General features: G+C 41.9%; 21 protein-coding genes. 11 read left to right on the forward strand and 10 right to left on the reverse strand.

Annotated elements, in window-relative coordinates:
- The first annotated feature begins 87 nt into the window (after positions 1-87).
- From FTV28_RS06030 to FTV28_RS06050, 5 genes are all read left to right on the forward strand, one after another.
- Positions 88-699, forward strand: coding sequence for a DUF1285 domain-containing protein (locus tag FTV28_RS06030; protein WP_004975967.1), 612 nt, complete (start codon positions 88-90; stop codon positions 697-699).
- A gap of 46 nt (positions 700-745) precedes the next feature.
- A complete protein-coding gene (gene murI / locus FTV28_RS06035; RefSeq protein WP_004975969.1) occupies positions 746-1621 on the forward strand; it encodes a glutamate racemase in 876 nt (291 codons plus the stop codon).
- Positions 1622-1707: 86 nt separating this feature from the next.
- Positions 1708-2736 carry a DUF4062 domain-containing protein gene (locus FTV28_RS06040; protein WP_096901324.1) on the forward strand — a complete coding sequence of 343 codons (1029 nt, stop codon included), beginning with the start codon at positions 1708-1710 and terminating at the stop codon, positions 2734-2736.
- A 65-nt stretch (positions 2737-2801) separates the two neighbouring features.
- Positions 2802-3815 (forward strand): ferrochelatase, encoded by a 1014-nt coding sequence (hemH, locus tag FTV28_RS06045; RefSeq protein WP_104852985.1) that lies wholly within the window; start codon positions 2802-2804, stop codon positions 3813-3815.
- An 18-nt stretch (positions 3816-3833) separates the two neighbouring features.
- Entirely contained in the window at positions 3834-4478 is a 645-nt protein-coding gene (locus tag FTV28_RS06050; protein ID WP_131261085.1) for an MBL fold metallo-hydrolase, read from the forward strand.
- A gap of 50 nt (positions 4479-4528) precedes the next feature.
- Here FTV28_RS06050 and FTV28_RS06055 read toward each other — a convergent pair whose 3' ends face one another.
- Both FTV28_RS06055 and FTV28_RS06060 read right to left on the reverse strand, forming a co-directional pair.
- Positions 4529-4708 carry a hypothetical protein gene (locus tag FTV28_RS06055; protein ID WP_179989714.1) on the reverse strand — a complete coding sequence of 60 codons (180 nt, stop codon included), beginning with the start codon at positions 4706-4708 and terminating at the stop codon, positions 4529-4531.
- 204 nt (positions 4709-4912) lie between these two features.
- The gene (locus tag FTV28_RS06060) at positions 4913-5086 is read right to left on the reverse strand and encodes a DNA gyrase inhibitor YacG (protein WP_004975985.1); all 174 of its coding nucleotides are present in this window, start codon (positions 5084-5086) and stop codon (positions 4913-4915) included.
- An 86-nt stretch (positions 5087-5172) separates the two neighbouring features.
- Between FTV28_RS06060 and FTV28_RS06065 the strand changes: the two genes are divergently transcribed.
- Entirely contained in the window at positions 5173-5868 is a 696-nt protein-coding gene (locus FTV28_RS06065; protein ID WP_257222811.1) for a tRNA (guanine-N(7)-)-methyltransferase, read from the forward strand.
- A 6-nt stretch (positions 5869-5874) separates the two neighbouring features.
- Complete coding sequence (locus tag FTV28_RS06070) at positions 5875-7077, forward strand: TIGR03862 family flavoprotein (protein WP_179989718.1); 1203 nt, start codon at positions 5875-5877, stop codon at positions 7075-7077.
- Positions 7078-7083: 6 nt separating this feature from the next.
- Here the strand turns inward: FTV28_RS06070 and FTV28_RS06075 are convergent, their stop codons facing one another.
- Complete coding sequence (locus FTV28_RS06075) at positions 7084-7638, reverse strand: hypothetical protein (protein WP_096901318.1); 555 nt, start codon at positions 7636-7638, stop codon at positions 7084-7086.
- A 14-nt stretch (positions 7639-7652) separates the two neighbouring features.
- A complete protein-coding gene (locus tag FTV28_RS06080) occupies positions 7653-8429 on the reverse strand; it encodes a class I SAM-dependent methyltransferase (protein ID WP_167845740.1) in 777 nt (258 codons plus the stop codon).
- 120 nt (positions 8430-8549) lie between these two features.
- Here FTV28_RS06080 and FTV28_RS06085 point away from each other — a divergent pair, with 120 nt between their 5' ends.
- Positions 8550-9818 carry a hypothetical protein gene (locus tag FTV28_RS06085; protein ID WP_179989720.1) on the forward strand — a complete coding sequence of 423 codons (1269 nt, stop codon included), beginning with the start codon at positions 8550-8552 and terminating at the stop codon, positions 9816-9818.
- A gap of 118 nt (positions 9819-9936) precedes the next feature.
- Positions 9937-10137, forward strand: a complete 201-nt coding sequence (locus FTV28_RS06090; RefSeq protein WP_179989722.1) for a hypothetical protein — start codon at positions 9937-9939, stop codon at positions 10135-10137.
- Between the two features lie 66 nt (positions 10138-10203).
- Here FTV28_RS06090 and FTV28_RS06095 read toward each other — a convergent pair whose 3' ends face one another.
- From FTV28_RS06095 to glyQ, 5 genes are all read right to left on the reverse strand, one after another.
- A complete protein-coding gene (locus FTV28_RS06095; protein ID WP_168525235.1) occupies positions 10204-10731 on the reverse strand; it encodes a hypothetical protein in 528 nt (175 codons plus the stop codon).
- Positions 10732-11159: 428 nt separating this feature from the next.
- Positions 11160-11549 (reverse strand): hypothetical protein, encoded by a 390-nt coding sequence (locus FTV28_RS06100; protein WP_104852995.1) that lies wholly within the window; start codon positions 11547-11549, stop codon positions 11160-11162.
- A gap of 66 nt (positions 11550-11615) precedes the next feature.
- Entirely contained in the window at positions 11616-12572 is a 957-nt protein-coding gene (locus tag FTV28_RS06105; protein ID WP_257222804.1) for a COG2958 family protein, read from the reverse strand.
- Between the two features lie 65 nt (positions 12573-12637).
- Positions 12638-14707 (reverse strand): glycine--tRNA ligase subunit beta, encoded by a 2070-nt coding sequence (glyS, locus tag FTV28_RS06110; protein WP_179989724.1) that lies wholly within the window; start codon positions 14705-14707, stop codon positions 12638-12640.
- Positions 14707-15693, reverse strand: a complete 987-nt coding sequence (glyQ, locus tag FTV28_RS06115) for a glycine--tRNA ligase subunit alpha (protein WP_004976017.1) — start codon at positions 15691-15693, stop codon at positions 14707-14709. The genes glyS and glyQ overlap by 1 nt, the downstream gene beginning before the upstream one ends.
- Before the next feature lie 202 nt (positions 15694-15895).
- On the opposite strand from glyQ, the gene FTV28_RS06120 reads away from it, so the two are divergent.
- Positions 15896-16999: an HPP family protein gene (locus tag FTV28_RS06120; protein ID WP_131261074.1), complete on the forward strand. Its 1104-nt coding sequence runs from the start codon at positions 15896-15898 to the stop codon at positions 16997-16999.
- Positions 17000-17225: 226 nt separating this feature from the next.
- On the opposite strand, the gene FTV28_RS06125 is transcribed toward FTV28_RS06120, so the two are convergent.
- On the reverse strand, positions 17226-17492 hold the full coding sequence (locus FTV28_RS06125) for a PspC domain-containing protein (protein WP_096901311.1): 267 nt from the start codon (positions 17490-17492) through the stop codon (positions 17226-17228).
- Positions 17493-17855: 363 nt separating this feature from the next.
- Here FTV28_RS06125 and FTV28_RS06130 point away from each other — a divergent pair, with 363 nt between their 5' ends.
- Complete coding sequence (locus FTV28_RS06130) at positions 17856-18383, forward strand: hypothetical protein (RefSeq protein ID WP_368856237.1); 528 nt, start codon at positions 17856-17858, stop codon at positions 18381-18383.
- Positions 18384-18409: the final 26 nt, after the last annotated feature.

Raw genomic sequence — 18409 nt, forward strand, 5'->3', positions numbered from 1 at the left:
TAAGTATTGTGAGCTAGTATAGTTTTAAACCGAGTCTTAGCCAATTGGCTGAATCGTATTATTTTTCCGTCAGTAAGGTACTGCAGCATGAAGCATGACGATAATTCAATCAAACCGACAGAAAATGTAGCTACGGCTGATAATAAAAATTTAATGCACATTGCACAATATATAAAAACTGGACAGTCAGGTCACAAAAGATCAATCCCTCCTTTGGAGCAATGGCATCCAAAGCATTGTGGAGCAATGGATTTGCTGGTCAAAGCCAATGGAGAATGGTGGCACGAAGGTCAATTGATCAAACGTCAGGCATTGGTTGATCTGTTTTCTAGTGTGTTATGGAAAGAGCAGGGCAAGTTTTATTTAAAAACCCCAGTGGAACAAATTGAAATCCAGGTAGAAGATGAGCCTTTGTTCATCAATCAGGTTGATGTGGTCGAAATCGGACAGCAAAATTATATTCAACTTATCACTACACATCAGGATATTGTGATTGTTGATGCCGAGCATCCTATTTTTATGCGTGAATATGCAGGTGAGCTGCGTCCTTATGTGCATGTGCGTTTTGGTATTAATGCCCTGATTCAGCGTGCGGCTTTTTTACATTTGGTGGAATTGGGCGAGCTGAGTGAAAATGCGCAGGGCGAAACGATTTTATCGTTGAAAAGTGGTGATTTGCACTTGCATTTAAGCAGCTGAGGTTTAAGCTTTATTCATCCCATTTTGTATTGCTGAATCTCTTGCTATGACAGCCATTCATCCTGTTTCTCCCTTAAATCAAGCCATGCCAAAAGCACAAGCCAGTGCGCCAATTGGTATTTTTGATTCGGGCATAGGAGGCTTGTCAGTTGCCATTGAAATTGCAGAATATTTGCCCAATGAGCGCATCCTTTATTATGCCGATACTGCACATGTGCCGTATGGCCCACGTGATGATCAAAATATTCGAGAACTCACTGCAGCTGCAATCGAATGGTTATATCGACAAGGTTGTAAAGTTGCGGTCGTGGCGTGTAATACTGCTTCTGCTTTTAGTCTAGATTATCTGCGCGATCATTACGGCGAAGATTTTCCCATTATTGGTTTAGTGCCTGCTTTAAAGCCTGCCGTATTAAATAGCCAAAGCAAAACTGTGGCTGTACTTGCGACGCCTGCGACTTTTCGCGGACAACTTATTAAAGATGTGATGCAGCGTTTTGCGATTCCTGCTCAAGTGCAAGTCTTGAATGTCACCAATCTAGATTTAGTGCCTTTTGTTGAGCAAGGGGCGCAAATGAGTGAGGCATGTTTAAGTTCCTTACAGCAGAGTTTGCAACCTGTGGTCGATCAGGGCGCGGACTATTTGGTGCTCGGTTGTACCCATTATCCTTTCCTAAAACCTGCGATTGAGTCCATTTTTGGTCAGAAACTGACATTAATTGACTCAGGAATTGCCGTTGCGCGTCAAACTTCCCGCATTTTAATTAAAAATGAGTTATTATTTGAACAAAGTTTGGCAGATACTTTACAAATTGCGTGTTATGTCAGCGGGAACAATGCAGAACAATTAAAGCCCGTGTTGCAGCATCTTATTCCAGGCAATATTTCTTGGAGTATCGCAAATGTGAGTACTGTGGACTGACTTTAAGATAATTTTTTTATGATTGGGGAAAGGCATTACAAGTAGACGGTGACCGACTTGTAATGGCAATAGGAGAGGGGAAACCAATGCTCGATAAGCGCTATCAGGTCTTTATCTCGACGTCTGGGGCAGATATGCAGCCAGAACGAGTGATCTTGGCACAAACATTGGTGGGAATGGGTTTTTTTTCGTGGGGTTTAGAACAACGTACCCCACTCAGCACTGCATTTGCACGCCGTCAAATTGATGATTGTGATTATGTGGTGATTCTATTGGGCAGCCAGTACGGTGAGCAATCGGTGTCGGGCGTGGGGTATATGCATTTAGAGTATATTTATGCAGTCACCAAGCAAAAGCCGATCATTGTATTTATGCACGAAGACCCAGATTCACGTGATTCATCTTTACATGATGAAAAACCTGAATTGCGTGAAAAATTCAAAGAGTTCCGTAAATTATTACAACAAGAAGTCGATCAGGTGTTTAGCTACCGCACTCTGCGTGATTTAGAGCTTGCTGTCCGCTTTAATATGTCGCAAATGCTAGAGCGTTATCCGACTTCTGGTTGGGTGCGCCCGCAAAATACACAAGCTTTGCATGATGAAATTGAACGTTTAAAAAGTAAGTTACGTCAGCTGGAAACCGATGTGGGACAGCGCGAAGCAGACCCGTTTCTAAGCGTATCTAAAGTGTCGATGAATGAATCATATCGTTTTGAATATCGCATGCATGCCTATCAGGATGGTAACTTTAGAGAGCTGAAAGTTGAGCGAAGTTTAAGTTGGGCGCAGTTGTTGGCAATTTTAGGCAATACTTTTATTCATCCAACCCCTGAAGAATATTTTTCGAAACGCATGAATGAATATTTGAATGAAACTGGTTTGGAGGATGCACGTCGGATCATGCCACGTGCGCATGCAGTTGCACGTGCCCAAATCAATATTCGGGCCTTGCATCAGATTAAAATGCAAATGCGTCAAAATGACTGGATTGTGCAGGCGGGGCGTGATGATCGTCAGCGGATGTTGTGGCAAACCACGGCAAAAGCGCAAAAACTTTTAGAGAGCAATTTGCTAGATACCGATCGGGTTTATTCATTTAAAACACCGTATTAATCTCTCAATACAGAGTGAAAAAACTGTTAAAGTAGTCGGGCTCAATCATCAGACACGAGGGCTGGATGTTGTCTACAGCAAAACCCAAAGTAACCGTTCTTTTAGCCAATTTAGGTACGCCTGATGAACCGACTGCAGCAGCGGTTCGCCGTTTTTTAAAGCAGTTTTTGTCTGATCAGCGCGTGATTGAAATTCCAAAACCGATTTGGCAAATCATTTTGAACTTATTCATTTTGCCATTTCGTCCTAAGCGTGTTGCACATGCTTATGCCATGGTCTGGCAGCAAGATTCACCGATGCGGGAAATTTTGTTGCAACAGGTTGATGCTTTAAAACAGCAGTTATTGCCGCTATATCCTGAGTTTGAATTGAATATTCTACCGGTAATGACCTATGGCAATCCGGGTATTCAACAGGCTTTGGCAGCTTTGAGTCAAAATCCTCAAGATCACGTGATTTTGTTCCCTTTATTTCCACAATATTCGGCAACTTCGACTGCACCTTTATATGATGCCGTTGCCAAATGGGTGCCACAGCAGCGTAATTTGCCGGGCTTATCCATCATTCGTGATTATTATCAGCATCCTTTATACATTCAGGCGTTGGCGCAAAGTGTGCGTGAATTTCAAGCCGAGCATGGTGTGGCAGAAAAATTATTGATGTCGTTTCATGGCATTCCACAGCCGTATGCCGATAAGGGTGATCCGTATGCAGAGCGTTGTCGGATCACGGCCAAATTGCTTGCCGATGCTTTAAATTTAAATGATGATCAGTGGGCAATTAGCTTCCAGTCACGTTTTGGCAAACAAGAATGGGTCAAACCCTATACCGATGTCTTACTTGAAGAATGGGGACAGCAGGGCGTGAAGTCGGTGCAAATTATGAGTCCTGCTTTTTCTGCAGATTGTTTGGAAACGCTAGAAGAATTGGCAATTCAAAACGCAGAATTGTTTTTACAAGCAGGTGGCAAAGAATATGCCTATATTCCTGCACTGAATACCCGTGCCGATCATTTGGATTTGCTCAAACATTTACTTCAAGCTAATCTTGATGCTGTAAAGCTTAACCTAAGCCATTAATTTTTGAGGTTCGCCACCATGTTGCAAGTCAAAATTGTTCCCGTCACCGCTTTTCAGCAAAACTGCTCGATTGTGTGGGATGCAGAAAGCAAAGAAGCAATTTTGATTGATGCAGGCGGTGAGCCTGAAAAGCTGAAAGCCGAAGTTGAAGCGTTGGGTTTAACGGTGAAAGCTTTGTGGCTCACTCATGGACATTTAGACCATGCGGGGGCTGTTGGTGCGTTGCAACATTACTGGAATGTTCCTGTGATTGGTCCACAGAAAGAAGATGCTTTTTGGTTAGATCAACTGCAAGAAGTGTCTGCACGTTATGGTTTTCCTATCCCTGAACAAGTCACGGTTACACAGTGGTTAGAGGGTGGTGAAGTGCTGCAATTGGGTCAAGAAAGCTTTGAAGTGCGTTATGCACCAGGGCATACCCCAGGCCATGTGATGTTTTATAATGCAAAATATGGCGTCTTGTGGACAGGCGATGTGCTATTTAAAGGCTCGATTGGACGCACCGATTTTCCACGTGGGAATCATCAACAATTATTAGATTCAATTCAGCGCGAGTGTTTTAGTTTGCCCGATGACACTCAGTTTATTTCGGGGCATGGTCCCATCAGTACCATTGGATTTGAAAAACAGAACAACCCTTTTGTGGCGGGGCAAGCAGGTTAAAAGCAGTGTGTATTTATGCTTTAAGAAAAAGTCAGCAGTCGCTGACTTTTTTATTTGCGAAAGGGATTATTCAGCATTTGTTTGCTTTCAATTGCAAACAGCATTGTGAAAATTGTCAGTAAGATGCCTATGCACAGCATGAGTAAATCATGCGCGTACAGTCCAAAGCCTAAACTGCTGGTGGCGAGTAAAATACACAGCATTACAATTCCTTTTAACATGATTTCCATGGTGAAATGTTCCTAGGTTATTTTTTGCTTTCTTTATTGTTATGTGCAGTGACGGAGTCACGAATAGTGCAAAGTATAACCTGTGCTAATTCTGCTGAAAGCAATTATAGAACAACTAAATTTTGAATAATTTTTCTAAAAATGTGAAAAATTCCATGAAACTGTGTGTAGTTTTAGGCAATATTTGGCGTGGAAATTTATTGCTTATTCCTCAGAGTTTTCTGCTTGCGGAGCATCTTGGGTGGGTAAGCGATACTCGTCATTTGCCCATGCGCCTAAATCAATGAGCTTGCAACGCTCAGAACAAAAAGGACGAAATGGATTGTTTTCCCATTGCGAAGGTTCACCACAACGAGGGCAAGGAAAAGTGCGTGGCATGATCAACTCCAAATGAAAAATGCAGGATTGGATTAGGCAAATAGCACCTGACTTGATAGACTTGTGCCGAATTTTGTAAGTTTGATCTGATTATGCCAATTCGTCAATTTCAAGCACAGCGTATGCATGCCCCTCGTGATTTTCAAGCCATTGCCAATGAATCGGTTTGTGTGGAAATTGGGGCCGGAAAAGGTAAACACGCCCTATTGTTTAGCGGGCAGCATCCTGAGCACAAGTTGATTGCAATTGAGCGCACCCGTGAAAAATTTTTGGCGATGCAAAAACAGCATCAGCTTGAAGGTCAGCAGAACTTACAGATTGTGCATGCCGATGCCATTCCATGGATTGTGCATGCTTTATTTCCTGCTCAAGTTGAGCAATTCTTTATTTTATATCCGAACCCAGAACCGCATAACGCGACGCAGCGTTGGTTGAATATGCCATTTTTTGAGTTTTTACTGTCACGTCTACAAACAGGCGGCAGCATCACTTTGGTCAGTAATATTCCTGAATATATTGCAGAAGCACAGCAGCAGTTGATTGAGGTGTGGAAACTGCCGTTTATTCAGCAAGATGTACCTGTAGATTCGGCACGTACCCATTTTGAAATTAAATATTTAGCCCGTGGTGAGCGTTGTCAGGAATTGCGTATCACTAAGCCAGCAGGCTATCAAACTCGTTTTGATGATTTTCAGCCTTTACAGGGACAGCAGCCAGTTTTAATGCCTGCTGAAACAGTTGAAACAAAATCTTCCGCAGACTCAAGCTCAGTTGCCGAGTAAACAGGCATGAAACAGCGCATTGCAATTATTGGTGCAGGCCCTGCAGGCTTAATGGCTGCCGAAGTGCTGAGTCAGTATGCCTATGAGGTGCATGTCTATGAGCAAAAACCTTCAGCAGCACGTAAATTTTTGATGGCAGGCAAAACGGGTCTAAATATTTCACATGCCGAACCAGTTGCACAATTTATTCAGCGTTATGATCAGGCGGAATGGTTGGCGCCATGGATTCAGCAATGGGATGCCACGTGGATTCAAAACTGGATGCAGGGTTTAGGGATTGAATCTTATGTAGGTTCATCGGGGCGGATTTTTCCACAAGAAATGAAAGCAGCCCCTTTACTGCGTGCTTGGTTAAAGCGTTTAGCCGATGCAAGTGTGCAATTTCATTATCGACATCAGGTGTGTGATTTAAAACACAATCAACTCAGTATTTTAAATTTAACTACGGCACAGACTGAGCAGCAGCAGTTTGCTGCAATTGTAATGGCATGCGGTGCGGTATCTTGGTCAAAACTGGGTAGCGATGGTGCATGGCAGCGTTGGTTGTCTGCCAATGAAATTCAGCCTTTTCAGGCCAGCAATGCTGGGGTGGAATGTCACTGGTCGAGCTATATGCAGCCTGTATTGGGGCAGCCTTTAAAACGTGTGCAGGCATGGGTGGAAGGTACTGAGCCGAGCATGGGCGATATTGTGATTAGCCATTATGGTCTGGAAAGTGGCTTGATTTATAAGCAGGGGCGTGCGTTGCGACAGTTACAGCAAGCACAGCGACCAATGCAGTTATATTTAGATTTATTGCCCGATTTAAGCATTGAGCAACTCAGTCAAAAGTTACAACCTTCTAAAAAACAGTCGTTAAGCAATGTATGGCGCAAGGCGCGGCTAGATGCCGCAAAGGCTGCGATTGTACGTGAACTAGTGGATAAAACACTTTGGCAACAACCTATGCAATTGGCGCAGCAGATTAAAAATTTAACGGTGCCTTTAAAGGGTTTTCGTCCTATTGAAGAAGCAATTAGCTGTGCGGGCGGAGTCAAACGTGAGGTTTTATCTGCACAATTGCAGTTAAATTCCAATCCACACGTTTTTCTCTGTGGTGAAATGCTGGATTGGGATGCGCCAACGGGCGGCTATTTGCTGACAGCCTGTTTTGCTACAGGACGCGCTGCCGCTGAAGGAGTGCATCAGTATTTACAGCAGCGTCCGTAAAACACGTTATTCATCAAGTTGTGGATATTGCCCACGCCAATGTTCTAGTTGTTGCTGCGCCTGTAGCAAGTCTGCTAAGCCTTGCTGACGTTGTTCTTTACTGACAGGATAAGGTGCAGAAGTTGTATTTTGAGTTGCTAGATATTGCGCTTGCTGTTCCCAATAATGACTCATTAGGCCTTGAATATAACGCCCTTGCGGTGTCTTTAAATCCAGTTCTTTGAGCATACTCAAGGCAGATTGAATGTTGTCCTGCAGGCGATTTTGTGCAAATGCAGCATCGAGTTGTTGGCTTTCATGCAAGCGTTCTAACTCATCTTCCAAATCATTGCTCATTTGGTCATGGCGTTGTTCATAATCCATCAGCAATTGAATATCATGCGGGTCATCCGCAGTCATTTCAAAGGGCTGAATCGCGGCTTGCTCGACCTGAGTTTGCATGATTTGATCTTCAGGGCTGAGTTTGTCTGCATGTTCTACTTTGCTGCGCTCGCAAGCGCTGAGGGAGAACGCCAAAAAAATTGTTAAGGGAGCAATCGCGTGTTTAAAGGTTATTTGCATTTATTTGCTCCCTCTCATTCAACTTTTTGATAGACATACAAATGTGTGCAATAGGGAAATTCAATTTCATCTTGCACATGCTTATTCGTATATTCTAATACTAATTGTTCAAATTGTGTTTTGAGTTGTTGTTGCTGTTCAGTTGGCATTGCAGCAATGAAACTGGTCGAAAGCAAACGCTTAGACACGACTTGTTCAACTGTACCAACATGCGTGTGATGAAATTTCTGCTCGTGAGTAAGTTGGAATAAATCTGTATCGGCAAATACCTGACGCCAGTCCTGATTGTGAAAACGCGGTGTATCGCCCTCAAAAGGCAAAATCATCTTTGCCAGTGCATTGACCCAATTGACTGAAATATCACGTTGATTCCAAATTAACAGCAAATGACCTTGCGGTTTTAAGATTCGGTGAATTTCCTTTAAACTTTGCAGATTGGCAAACCAATGAAAAGATTGCGCACAGCTCACCAAATCTGCACATTGATCGTGCAGTGGTAATTGCTCACTTCGTGCTTGAATTGTCTTAACTTGTGGGTAAAGTTGTTCTAATTCGGCTAACATGCTGGCAATCGGATCTACCGCTATAAGCTGAGTTGTCAGTTTGAGCAAATGTGGCAGGAACTTTCCTGTGCCAGAACCCAAGTCTACAATATTGCTATTAAGTGGAACTTGGAGCTGATCTTGCAGGAAAACATCGACTTCTTGCGGGTAACTGGGACGAACTTGTTGATATAGGTTTGCCCCTAAAGCAAAACCTTGTTGTGCGGCAGGATGTAGAGATTGTGTCATATTTTGCGATTTTTAATCTGCTGTGCATCTATAAAATAACATATTCACTTTTGGACTTGCGTACAGGGTATTCAAGTTTAAAGTAACGGTTTAATTCAGCGCCTTGGCGCCGGTGTGGGAATGGATAAACACATAATTTTTGAAGACGGACATATCCGCGCTATTTTCATGAAAGGCTCATCTCAGGAGCTGATTTTTTCTTTTGGCGATTTAATTACACGGGCCAAAGGAACGTCTATTAATGCCGAAAAATCACTGGAAAAGTTTCATTTTAATGTGATTGGGGTCATGCCTAAGGAAAAATCATGGTTTCCTGAAGCTTCTATGCGTGCCATGTTGGCAGCCATTCAAGACCTGATTGCTCCGTTTAAAATTCGCGTGGGCTATGGCGGCTCAATGGGTGGCTATGCGGCAATTAAATATTCCAATTTGCTGGATTTAAACCGCATTGTGGCTTTGGTGCCGCAATATTCAATTGCCCCTGAAGATATTCATGACCCACGCTATAACATGTTTTATCATGCAGACTTAAATGCCAATATGCGCATTCAAGCGCAAGATGTATCGGCACAGCGTGAATATATTGTGGTCTATGACCAATATTATGCTGAAGATCGTGGGCATTATTTAAAAATTCAGCCTTTAATTCCGCATTTACATACCTTACATTTGCCATTTACAGGGCATGATGCAATTGCGATTTTAGCCAACTCTGAATTACTGAATGACTTTTTAACCCATCCTTTTGATGCGCCGTTCTTTTACCAAAAAATTCGCAAGGTGAAAAAGAACAGCAAGTTTTACTATCGTAAAGTGATTGAAAATGTCTTGCCGAACCATCGCTGGTCTTTAGGTCGTATTTTAAAATACAATAACTTACAGCTAGACAGTAACTTTTTTGATGCCAAGTTGAAACAAAACCTGATTCGCTCCTTGCTTAGCAATAAACAGGTCGATCAGCACGATTTAAACAAACTTGGCTTACAAATTCAGTTACCGTATGAAAATCGTAATGTCTTGCTCGACCATTTTGGTCATGGTTTGGTGTTTAACATCATCAGCCAAAAAATTGAGAGCTATGCCGCACATGCAATTGCCTTAAACCATAAATTCCTGATTCCGATTTATGCAAAGGGCAGTGGTTTGGTGCAAATTTATCTGAATGATGAACGCTACTTAATCAGTATGAATGATCGTCATGTCATGAAACTATGCAAGGAACAAGATGCACTTGCTGCAGGCATGCACCCATTAATATTGAAAAAATATAGCGACTATTTTGTGTTGAGCTATAAAGATTTGAACCTGAGCAGTGATGAGTTTGGCGGCAACGACTTTGTGGAAGATTTGCCAGATACTGCCAAATTTACCCTAGAACTGGAACAGTAAGCTGCAAAGTTTTATCCATGATTTAGATGGTCTAAATTTTAGACACTTGTATTGTTTTGCCATTGGGCTAAGATGATCTTAAAACATGGTTTTGTTGATCATTCCAAGGGTAGTATGTATGACCAAGTTGTTGATGCCTGCTGTGCTTGTTTTGCTGTCCAGTTTCATTTTATCTGCGACTTTATTTGTAGATGCGCCTGAGCCGAAGGCTTATCTATTTTTCGCTTTAAGTTTGTTGGTATTGTTGGGATTAGGCGCTTATGTATTCCGACAAATTCAAAAATCGATACGCTATCACATGAATAAGCCTGCAGATTAAATGCAGGCTTATTTATTTGCGCTGAGTTATTTTTGTGCTTTTCAAGCAACCAATAAATCAAAAAAATTATAGTTTAATCACTTTAATTTCTTCTTCAGATTCGTCACTTGGGGCAGCCTGAGTCTGTGCTTCCTGTGTCTGTGGTGTTGTAGTGGTTGGCGCAGGCGTTACATTTTGTGATGGTGTACTTAATGGCGCTTGATAGATTGGTACGGCTTGATCACTTTGCCCTGTAATCACTTCTTTGGTTTCCTGAATTTTATTATTGACCTGACCCGCCAGTTGCTGCCCTGTTTGCTTGGCTTGCGCTGCACCCTGACTGCCCAAAGTTTTGGCATTGTCTAAAGCCTGATGTGCCGATGGACGAATTTTCTCAATGCCTTTTTCTGTGACTTCACCCACTTTTTGTGCAGCCTGAATCACACCTTCCTGAGTTTTATAAGCCCAGACGTGTAATAAATTTGGATTGTCTGCATAAGGGCGAATCGGTTTGTGGCTTTGATTGTCTTGTGTAGGTTCAGAACTGTTTTGCGCACATACAGCAGCACTGCTGAGCAATAATCCAATGGCAATACCGAAACTGATTTTATTCATGTGTTGGCCTCTTTAAATACGCAGTGTGGTGGCTACTGAAAGCTTGAATGTAGATGAGGATTCTTGGCAGTACCCATCTTAAAATTACAACCTTCACGCGCTATGTAGTGATGTTGTTGAGGATTGTATAAGGAATACATGACAAATACTGTTTGCTTCTCGCAAGTTTAATTGTCTTTAGAGTGATGATTGAACATGCGTTTGAATCATGTGGTGTTTCTAAGCACAATTTATGCAGATCATAAGCAGAGCATAAATAGAAAGACCCACAATAATTTGTGGGTCTTGTTACTCTGGAGAGTTTTAAAGCAGGGCAGTATTGGACTGCACTGCATGATTATCTTAATTTGAAATATCTGAAGATGGCGGGTTTGTGTTAAAAGTCACACAATCTTGCTACATCAGGATACATTCAGGTTCGTTTTAAATTAGTTGCATTGTGCAAGTGCATCTTTATGAAAGTGACTGCGTAAGGTAATGAAGTTTTTTTGTACCGTAGCATCGTGCAAGTCAAAGTGCTGTGCAGTGCTGGTACCGTCTTGGGCAAAAGTTGCAGAACCTGCTGAAATTAAGGTGTTGCCTTTAAATGCCCATTGTTCGATTGAGCGCCCTGCCTTGAGTGTACCTGTAAATTCAATAACGCATTTATCAATAAATTTAGTGAGTTTTGCGCTGTTGTTTACGGTGTCTGGGTAAACTTCGATATTTTGAACTTCTTGTAATACACCTGCAGTGAGCTGCGGAATAACAGGTGCAGAGGTACACGCACTAAGAGAAAGGCAAGTTAAACCCGATAAGATGAGTGTTTTAAGTTTCATAAGCTTGTTTTCTTGTTGAGTGTTGTTAGGTTGAGTATAGGGAATCTAGAGTAAAATGCCTACCGATTAATGATTCCAATCTTGTGAACGGATACGTCCAGTCTGATAGTAAATCGAGACTAATTCTATAAAATTCTTAAAATCTGAGTTTTCATTTAGAATTCTATTGATTGATTGCCAGTCAACTTCTTGTCTACGTCGTGCAGGCAATAAAATTTCACTTTCGGTTGGATTCTCAGGAATTAAAATTATTACACCAATACCATGAAGTGCAGAAAGCATCCGAAGTTCTTCCTCCACTTCACTTGTTGATATTGAGGTTGCGACTAAATAACCTTCATTGGCCCAACTTGAATTACTCACAGCTTGGAAAAAGCTACTACGCACATTTGAACTATTTAATTCTTTTTTGACTTCAAAAGACCAAAGACGAACATTTTGCCCAGAGCTATGTTTGACGCAAGTTTTAACTAGATCATTCCAACGATTATCTACTGCTTGCATGGCCACAATATCAGGATGTAACCACTGATTTCCATTTTGACCACGAGTGTTTTTTGAACGTTTCTCATCAATTCTAAGACAATATAGATTAAGTTCCGAATTTAAGAACTCAGTCAGAATGGGATAAAGATCGTGCTCTGATAAGTGATCTAATTTAATTATTGGCAAGTGAACTTCAGTGTTAGTATTTTCAGAAATAATTAAATTATCAATGCCATGTTCTACTTCATAGGTTGAATTAGGATCAAACCATAATTGTCTTGGTCGTGGTTGATCACGTATATGAATATGTGGTGAAACTTTTAGAATATTGGTTTTTGCACTACTACTAATTTCACGAACAATTTGTTGTATAAAATCTGCATCAGATTCAAATCGATCATTTAATCTTTTGGCTTCATAATCTTCTGGAAATAATTGGATAATAGCTTCCGCTATATCTCTTGAAGTAAATTTTTGATTTGGATGTGCTTTTAAAAATTCTGCGACTTTTTGTGGTTGTGATAGTTTCATCTTCATAATTATATAAAAAACCCCACTATCAAAATAGCGGGGTTTCTTTTATTTTACAAGCAATTAAGACTTTAGTGCTGCAACACACTTACATCTGCAACACGTGTAAATAAGCCACGTAACTGTGCCAGTAAACGTAAACGGTTGGCTTTCAATTCAGCATCATCAGCCATGACCATCACGTTATCAAAGAACGCATCTACTGGCGCACGTAATGCTGCTAATTGAGAAAGTGCAGTGGTGTAATCTTTTGCCGCCAATAATGGCTCAACCACAGGTGTGATTTTTGCAAGTTCAGCAAATAGCGCTTTTTCTGCATCTTCCACCAAGTTTGCTTCAATCACAGCACCTTCAGGAGCAGTTTCTTTGGCTAAAATGTTGGCAACACGCTTGTTTGCAGCCGCCAATGCAGCCGCTTCAGGCAAGGCACGGAAGTGATTGACTGCATTTACACGCTTATCAAAATCTAATGGAGATTTTGGTGATAAAGCTTGAACAGCTTGAATCACATCTACCGCAACGCCTTGGTCTTCATATTTAGCACGGTAACGACCTTCAAGGAATGCAACAGCATCTGCCAAAGTCTTGTCGTGATCTTTCAAGACATCGCCATAAGCAGCCAAAGCCAGCTTAATTAAGTCTTCAATTGAAACATCTAAACCGTTTTCAGTCACAAGGCGTAAAATACCAATGGCAGAACGACGCAATGCAAATGGGTCTTTAGAACCTGTAGGTGCTTGGCCAATACCAAAAATACCTGTGAGCGTGTCTAAACGGTCTGCAAGGGCAATGGTTGTGCCTGTTTTAGTTTTTGGAAGAACATCGCCAGCGAATTTAGGTAAGTATTGTTCACCCAGTGCTTCTGCAACTTCGTCATTTTCACCTTCAAGACGTGCGTAATAAGTTCCCGCAATCCCTTGAAGCTCGGGGAATTCACCCACAAGTTCAGACGTTAAGTCACATTTTGCAAGCAAGGCAGCTTTTTCAGCATCTTGCGGATTTGCACCTGTAATTGGCGCTAAAGCAACAGCCAGTTTGGCAATACGCTCAGACTTGTTCCAAAGTGTGCCCAATTGCGCTTGGAAAACCATGTTGGCCAATTTTTCTTTGCGTGATGCAAGCGGTTGCTTTTGGTCTTGCAAGAAAAAGAATTCAGCATCGGACAAACGTGGGCGCACCACTTTTTCATTACCTTCAATAATTTGAGTCGGGTCTTTCGACTCAATATTGGAAACTGTAATAAAGTAAGGCTGTAATTTGTTATCGCTATTGACCAAACAGAAATACTTCTGGTTGTCCTGCATGGTGGTAATTAAAGCTTCTTGTGGTACAGCGAGGAAACGCTCTTCAAAGCTAGCGCGTAGTGCAACAGGCCATTCTACCAATGCAGTCACTTCATCACGTAGGTCGCTAGGCACAATCGCAATTGCATTGACTTCATCTGCCAACGCTTTTACTTGCTGGTCGATAATAGCCTGACGTTCTTCAAAAGAAGCAATGACTTTAGCCGCACGTAACGCATCTAAATAGTCATTGGCATGTTGTAGCGTGATTGCTTCAGGGGCATGGAAGCGGTGACCGTAAGTCACATTAGCTGCCTGATGATCTTGAATCGTGGCTTCAACCACGGTATTGTCTTTAAGCAACACTACCCATTTAACAGGACGCACAAATTCAGTACGGCTTGCGGCAGAACGCATACGTTTTGCAATTGGCAGGTTGTCCAATGCTGTTTGTAAAATGTGTGGCAATAACGCATCAAGGCTTTGACCTTTCACGTCTTTTAAGTAGCACACTTTTTCAACTTTACCTGCTTGGAATGTAGATACTTGATCTACAGTAATGCCTTGACCGCGCATAAAGCCTTCAAGGGCTTTGGTTGGTTTGCCTTCGGCATCGTAAGCAGCTTGAACAGCAGGGCCGTCAAAGCGTTTTTGTGTGTCTGCTTGTGCGGCATCAACATTAGCAATTTTAAGTGCCAAGCGACGTGGTGCTGCATAGGCTTCAATTGCATCAAAAGCCAAGCCTGCATCTTTTAAACCTTTTTCAGTTTCTGCAAGTAGTGCATCACGTAAGGTTTTTAAGCTTTTCGGTGGGAGTTCTTCGCAACCGAGTTCAAATAAAACTGTATGTTTAGACATTATTTGCTTTCCTCAGTATTTTGCGCTTTGGCTTCCGCTTCAACCTGTGCTTTTAATTGTGCCAAGACTTCATCACGTAAATGTGGTTCAGCCATTGGGAAGCCTAATTTTGCACGTGCAGCCACATAACTTTGTGCAATAGAACGTGCCAAAGTACGGACACGTAAAATATAACGCTGACGCTCAGTCACAGAAATTGCACCGCGCGCATCCAAGAGGTTAAAGCAGTGAGATGCTTTAATCACTTGCTCATAAGCAGGTAGCGGTAATTCTGCTGCAATTAAACGGCTCGCTTCTACTTCATAGAAGTCAAACAGTTCAAACATTTTTTCTACAGGTGCGTATTCAAAGTTATAGGTCGATTGTTCAACTTCGTTTTGATGGAACACATCGCCATACGTTACAGTACCAAACTGTCCTTTAGTCCAAACCAAGTCGTAAACTGAGTCTACACCTTGCAAGTACATTGCCAGACGTTCAAGACCGTAGGTGATTTCGCCTGTTACAGGGTAGCATTCAACTCCACCCACTTGCTGGAAGTAAGTGAATTGCGTCACTTCCATACCGTTTAACCATACTTCCCAACCTAGGCCCCACGCGCCAAGTGTTGGAGATTCCCAGTTATCTTCCACAAAGCGAATGTCATGCACCAATGGGTCAATTCCAATCGCTTTTAAAGAATCTAAATACAATTGTTGGATGTTGTCTGGGTTTGGTTTCAGCACCACCTGAAATTGATAGTAGTGTTGTAAGCGGTTCGGGTTTTCGCCATAACGACCATCTTTAGGGCGGCGAGATGGTTGTACATACGCCGCGTTCCATGTTTCTGGACCTAAAGCACGTAGGAAAGTTGCAGTGTGGAATGTCCCTGCCCCCATTTCCATATCGTAAGGTTGTAAAACGACGCAGCCTTGCTCCGCCCAGTAGTTTTGTAAGGCAAGAATTAAGCCTTGAAAGGTATCAATATGCGATATGGCGCGACTCATGGTCATCCACTTAAAATTAGAGAAAAATTGTGCTCAATTATAAGGATTTTGCGGGGTGCTGGCAAAGGTTAAAGCACAACTAGCGGTTGGTTGTTTGGGGTTTTACAAATTCACTGATAAATGAAAGATATAAAACAAATACATCATTACTAAATGATTGCCTTATAATCTTGTCCAATTGTCACCACTGGATTGCCTGCCCGTGTTTCATTCACAACTTGATTGGCTGAATACGCTGAAACCCAATTTTAAAGTATTGCCGTTAAAAGAACGCCTACTTTGTGGTTTGGGCGCATTATTGGGTTTGGCATTATCTTCCCTGATTAGTTGGTGGGTATTGGGCGATATTAACGCATGGTATATCGCGCCAATGGGTGCATCTTCGGTATTGTTGTTTGCTGTGCCTGCCAGTCCTTTGGCGCAGCCGTGGAATATTGTAGTTGGGAACAGTATTGCAGCAATTATGGGCGTGAGCTGTGCTTTATATATTCCAAATTTAACCGAAGCCTTTAGTGTGGCTGTGGCTTTATCTATTTTCTTGATGATGACCACCGATTCGCTGCATCCACCGAGTGGAGCAGTGGCCATTACCGCAGTGCTTGGCGGAGATGCCGTGCGTGAGCTGGGTTATCACTTCATCTTTTATCCTGTGCTGCTTAATTCAGTTTTGCTGATGGTGATTGCAATTGTATTTAACCGCATGATTGGCAAGCCTTATCCTCAAACGCCACAGTTGAATCAACGTACCCAAGACCCAACGCCTACTCAAAAAGCCACTATTCAGCCGCAAGATATTCAAGATGTTTTAGATGCCCAAACCCAGTTGCTAGATATTAGTGAATATGACTTACAAAAAATCATTTTAGAAGCGCAACACAAAGCCAGTGAACGACAAACTCAAGCACTGACTTGTGCCGATATTATGAGTAAAGATGTGGTTAGTTTGCAGCAAGATGAGGATATTCACAGTGCTTTAGAAAAATTCAAACACATGAATTTAATGAGTTTGCCAGTCATTGATACTGAACAACATTTGGTGGGAACTTTGGCATTGTATGAAGTGGTGGAATGGTTTAAACACGCAACAGATTTACCTTATAGCTGGAAACATCAAGTAAAACATATCATGTTGCGCCAAGTGGTCACGGTGCAACCGCAACAAAGTATTCAAGACCTTGTACCGTACTTTGTCGAGCGTTCTTTTAACTACATTCCTGTGGTAGAGCAGCAGCGTTTGGTGGGGATTATTAGCCGTGCCGATATGATTGCCGTCTTAAATCAACAGCTTGCTGTAAAGACCAATTGATTGACTTGTATTGTCGATGCGTATTCAACACGACTCAATCCTGAAATGCTGTGACTTTTAAAATATATTGCAGGTAGAAAGGCAAAAAAAAGCTACGATGCTTGGGGGAGCAATCGTAGCGAAAAAGAAAAAAACTGTGTAAATAAGGGATATCTAAGAGTGAATCAGCGAACGATTAAAACCTATAAATCTTACATGTGGTCAGTCTTTAAAATTTCAATACCGTTTATCGGTCTTGATCAGAATTGACCGTGCGTACAGGTCTTGTGTAGCCCTGAGTATAGTTTGCTGTATTCAACTGGTTTTGTTTAGGGATCACCAACCACAACACCAAATACACCAAAATGCCTGGAAAGGCAGCACTCATCACGGAAACAATCACAAAAATTAAGCGCAGTAAATTTGCGTTCCAACCAAAACGTTCAGCAATACCACCCATAACCCCAGCAATCATATTTGAGCGGTTTGAGCGATATAAACCAACATTGGCCATCTAATTCTCCTTGAGAGATCTAAAATTCAAAATAAATACAGGCTGAGGTTTAGGTTTACAGCACATCATCTGTCTATAGAATAAAAATGGTGATGCACTTGGGTTTTTTAAAGGGCGGTGGCAAAGCAATTAGTAAAGTTATGTAACTTTTGGTGTTGCTTAAACCAGCATCCACCTAAAATATCCTAAAGAAGCAATGGGCAGAGTAAGCGCTTGACCACAAAGGATTGAGGAAAAGCATGGCTTACATTGAGCTGCCTATTCGGTGGTTTGAATAGGACTGAATATTCAGTCTAGTCATTCTATATGAGGGATAGTGTGTCGGCTAAATCAAATATTTGCGCAGTTTCTATATGGAGTGCAGTGGCATTGCTTGGATGCGATGATTCACAACTTGAGCATGCTGCAGTGCAAAAATATACAGAACAGGCAGAAACCAAAAGACTGACTGAAGTGGCAGGGCAGGCGATCGCACCCATGCAAATGGCTGCAACGGAACATCATATTCCAGAGAATCTTCTGACTTATGTGGGGCGCTATACCGTTCAGATTAGCTGTGAAGATAAGTTTGTTATGTGCGAAAGTGGAAAAGTCGATTATATTCTGACCTTATTGCCTGATGGGACAGCGCATCGTATTTTTGTCAATGCGGGGCAAATCAGTTACGACAATAAAAAAAAATACCGCAAAGATTTATGGTTCTATGATGAAGACGCGCATCAAATTGTGGTGGCACGCGCCTCTGGGGTGAACTTTTACTATAATGTTGATCAAGACCATAATTTAATTATGGATAAAAACAAAATTGCGATTGCAACAGAAAATAATCGTGAATACTTTAAAAGCAATCCCTTACCTTCGCAAAACTATCATTTAATCAGAGCAAGTTAATTATTCGCTCATTCAATTCTTAGCCC

It is taken from the genome of Acinetobacter sp. YH12252, from assembly GCF_013417365.1.
Classification (GTDB): Bacteria; Pseudomonadota; Gammaproteobacteria; order Pseudomonadales; family Moraxellaceae; genus Acinetobacter; species Acinetobacter towneri.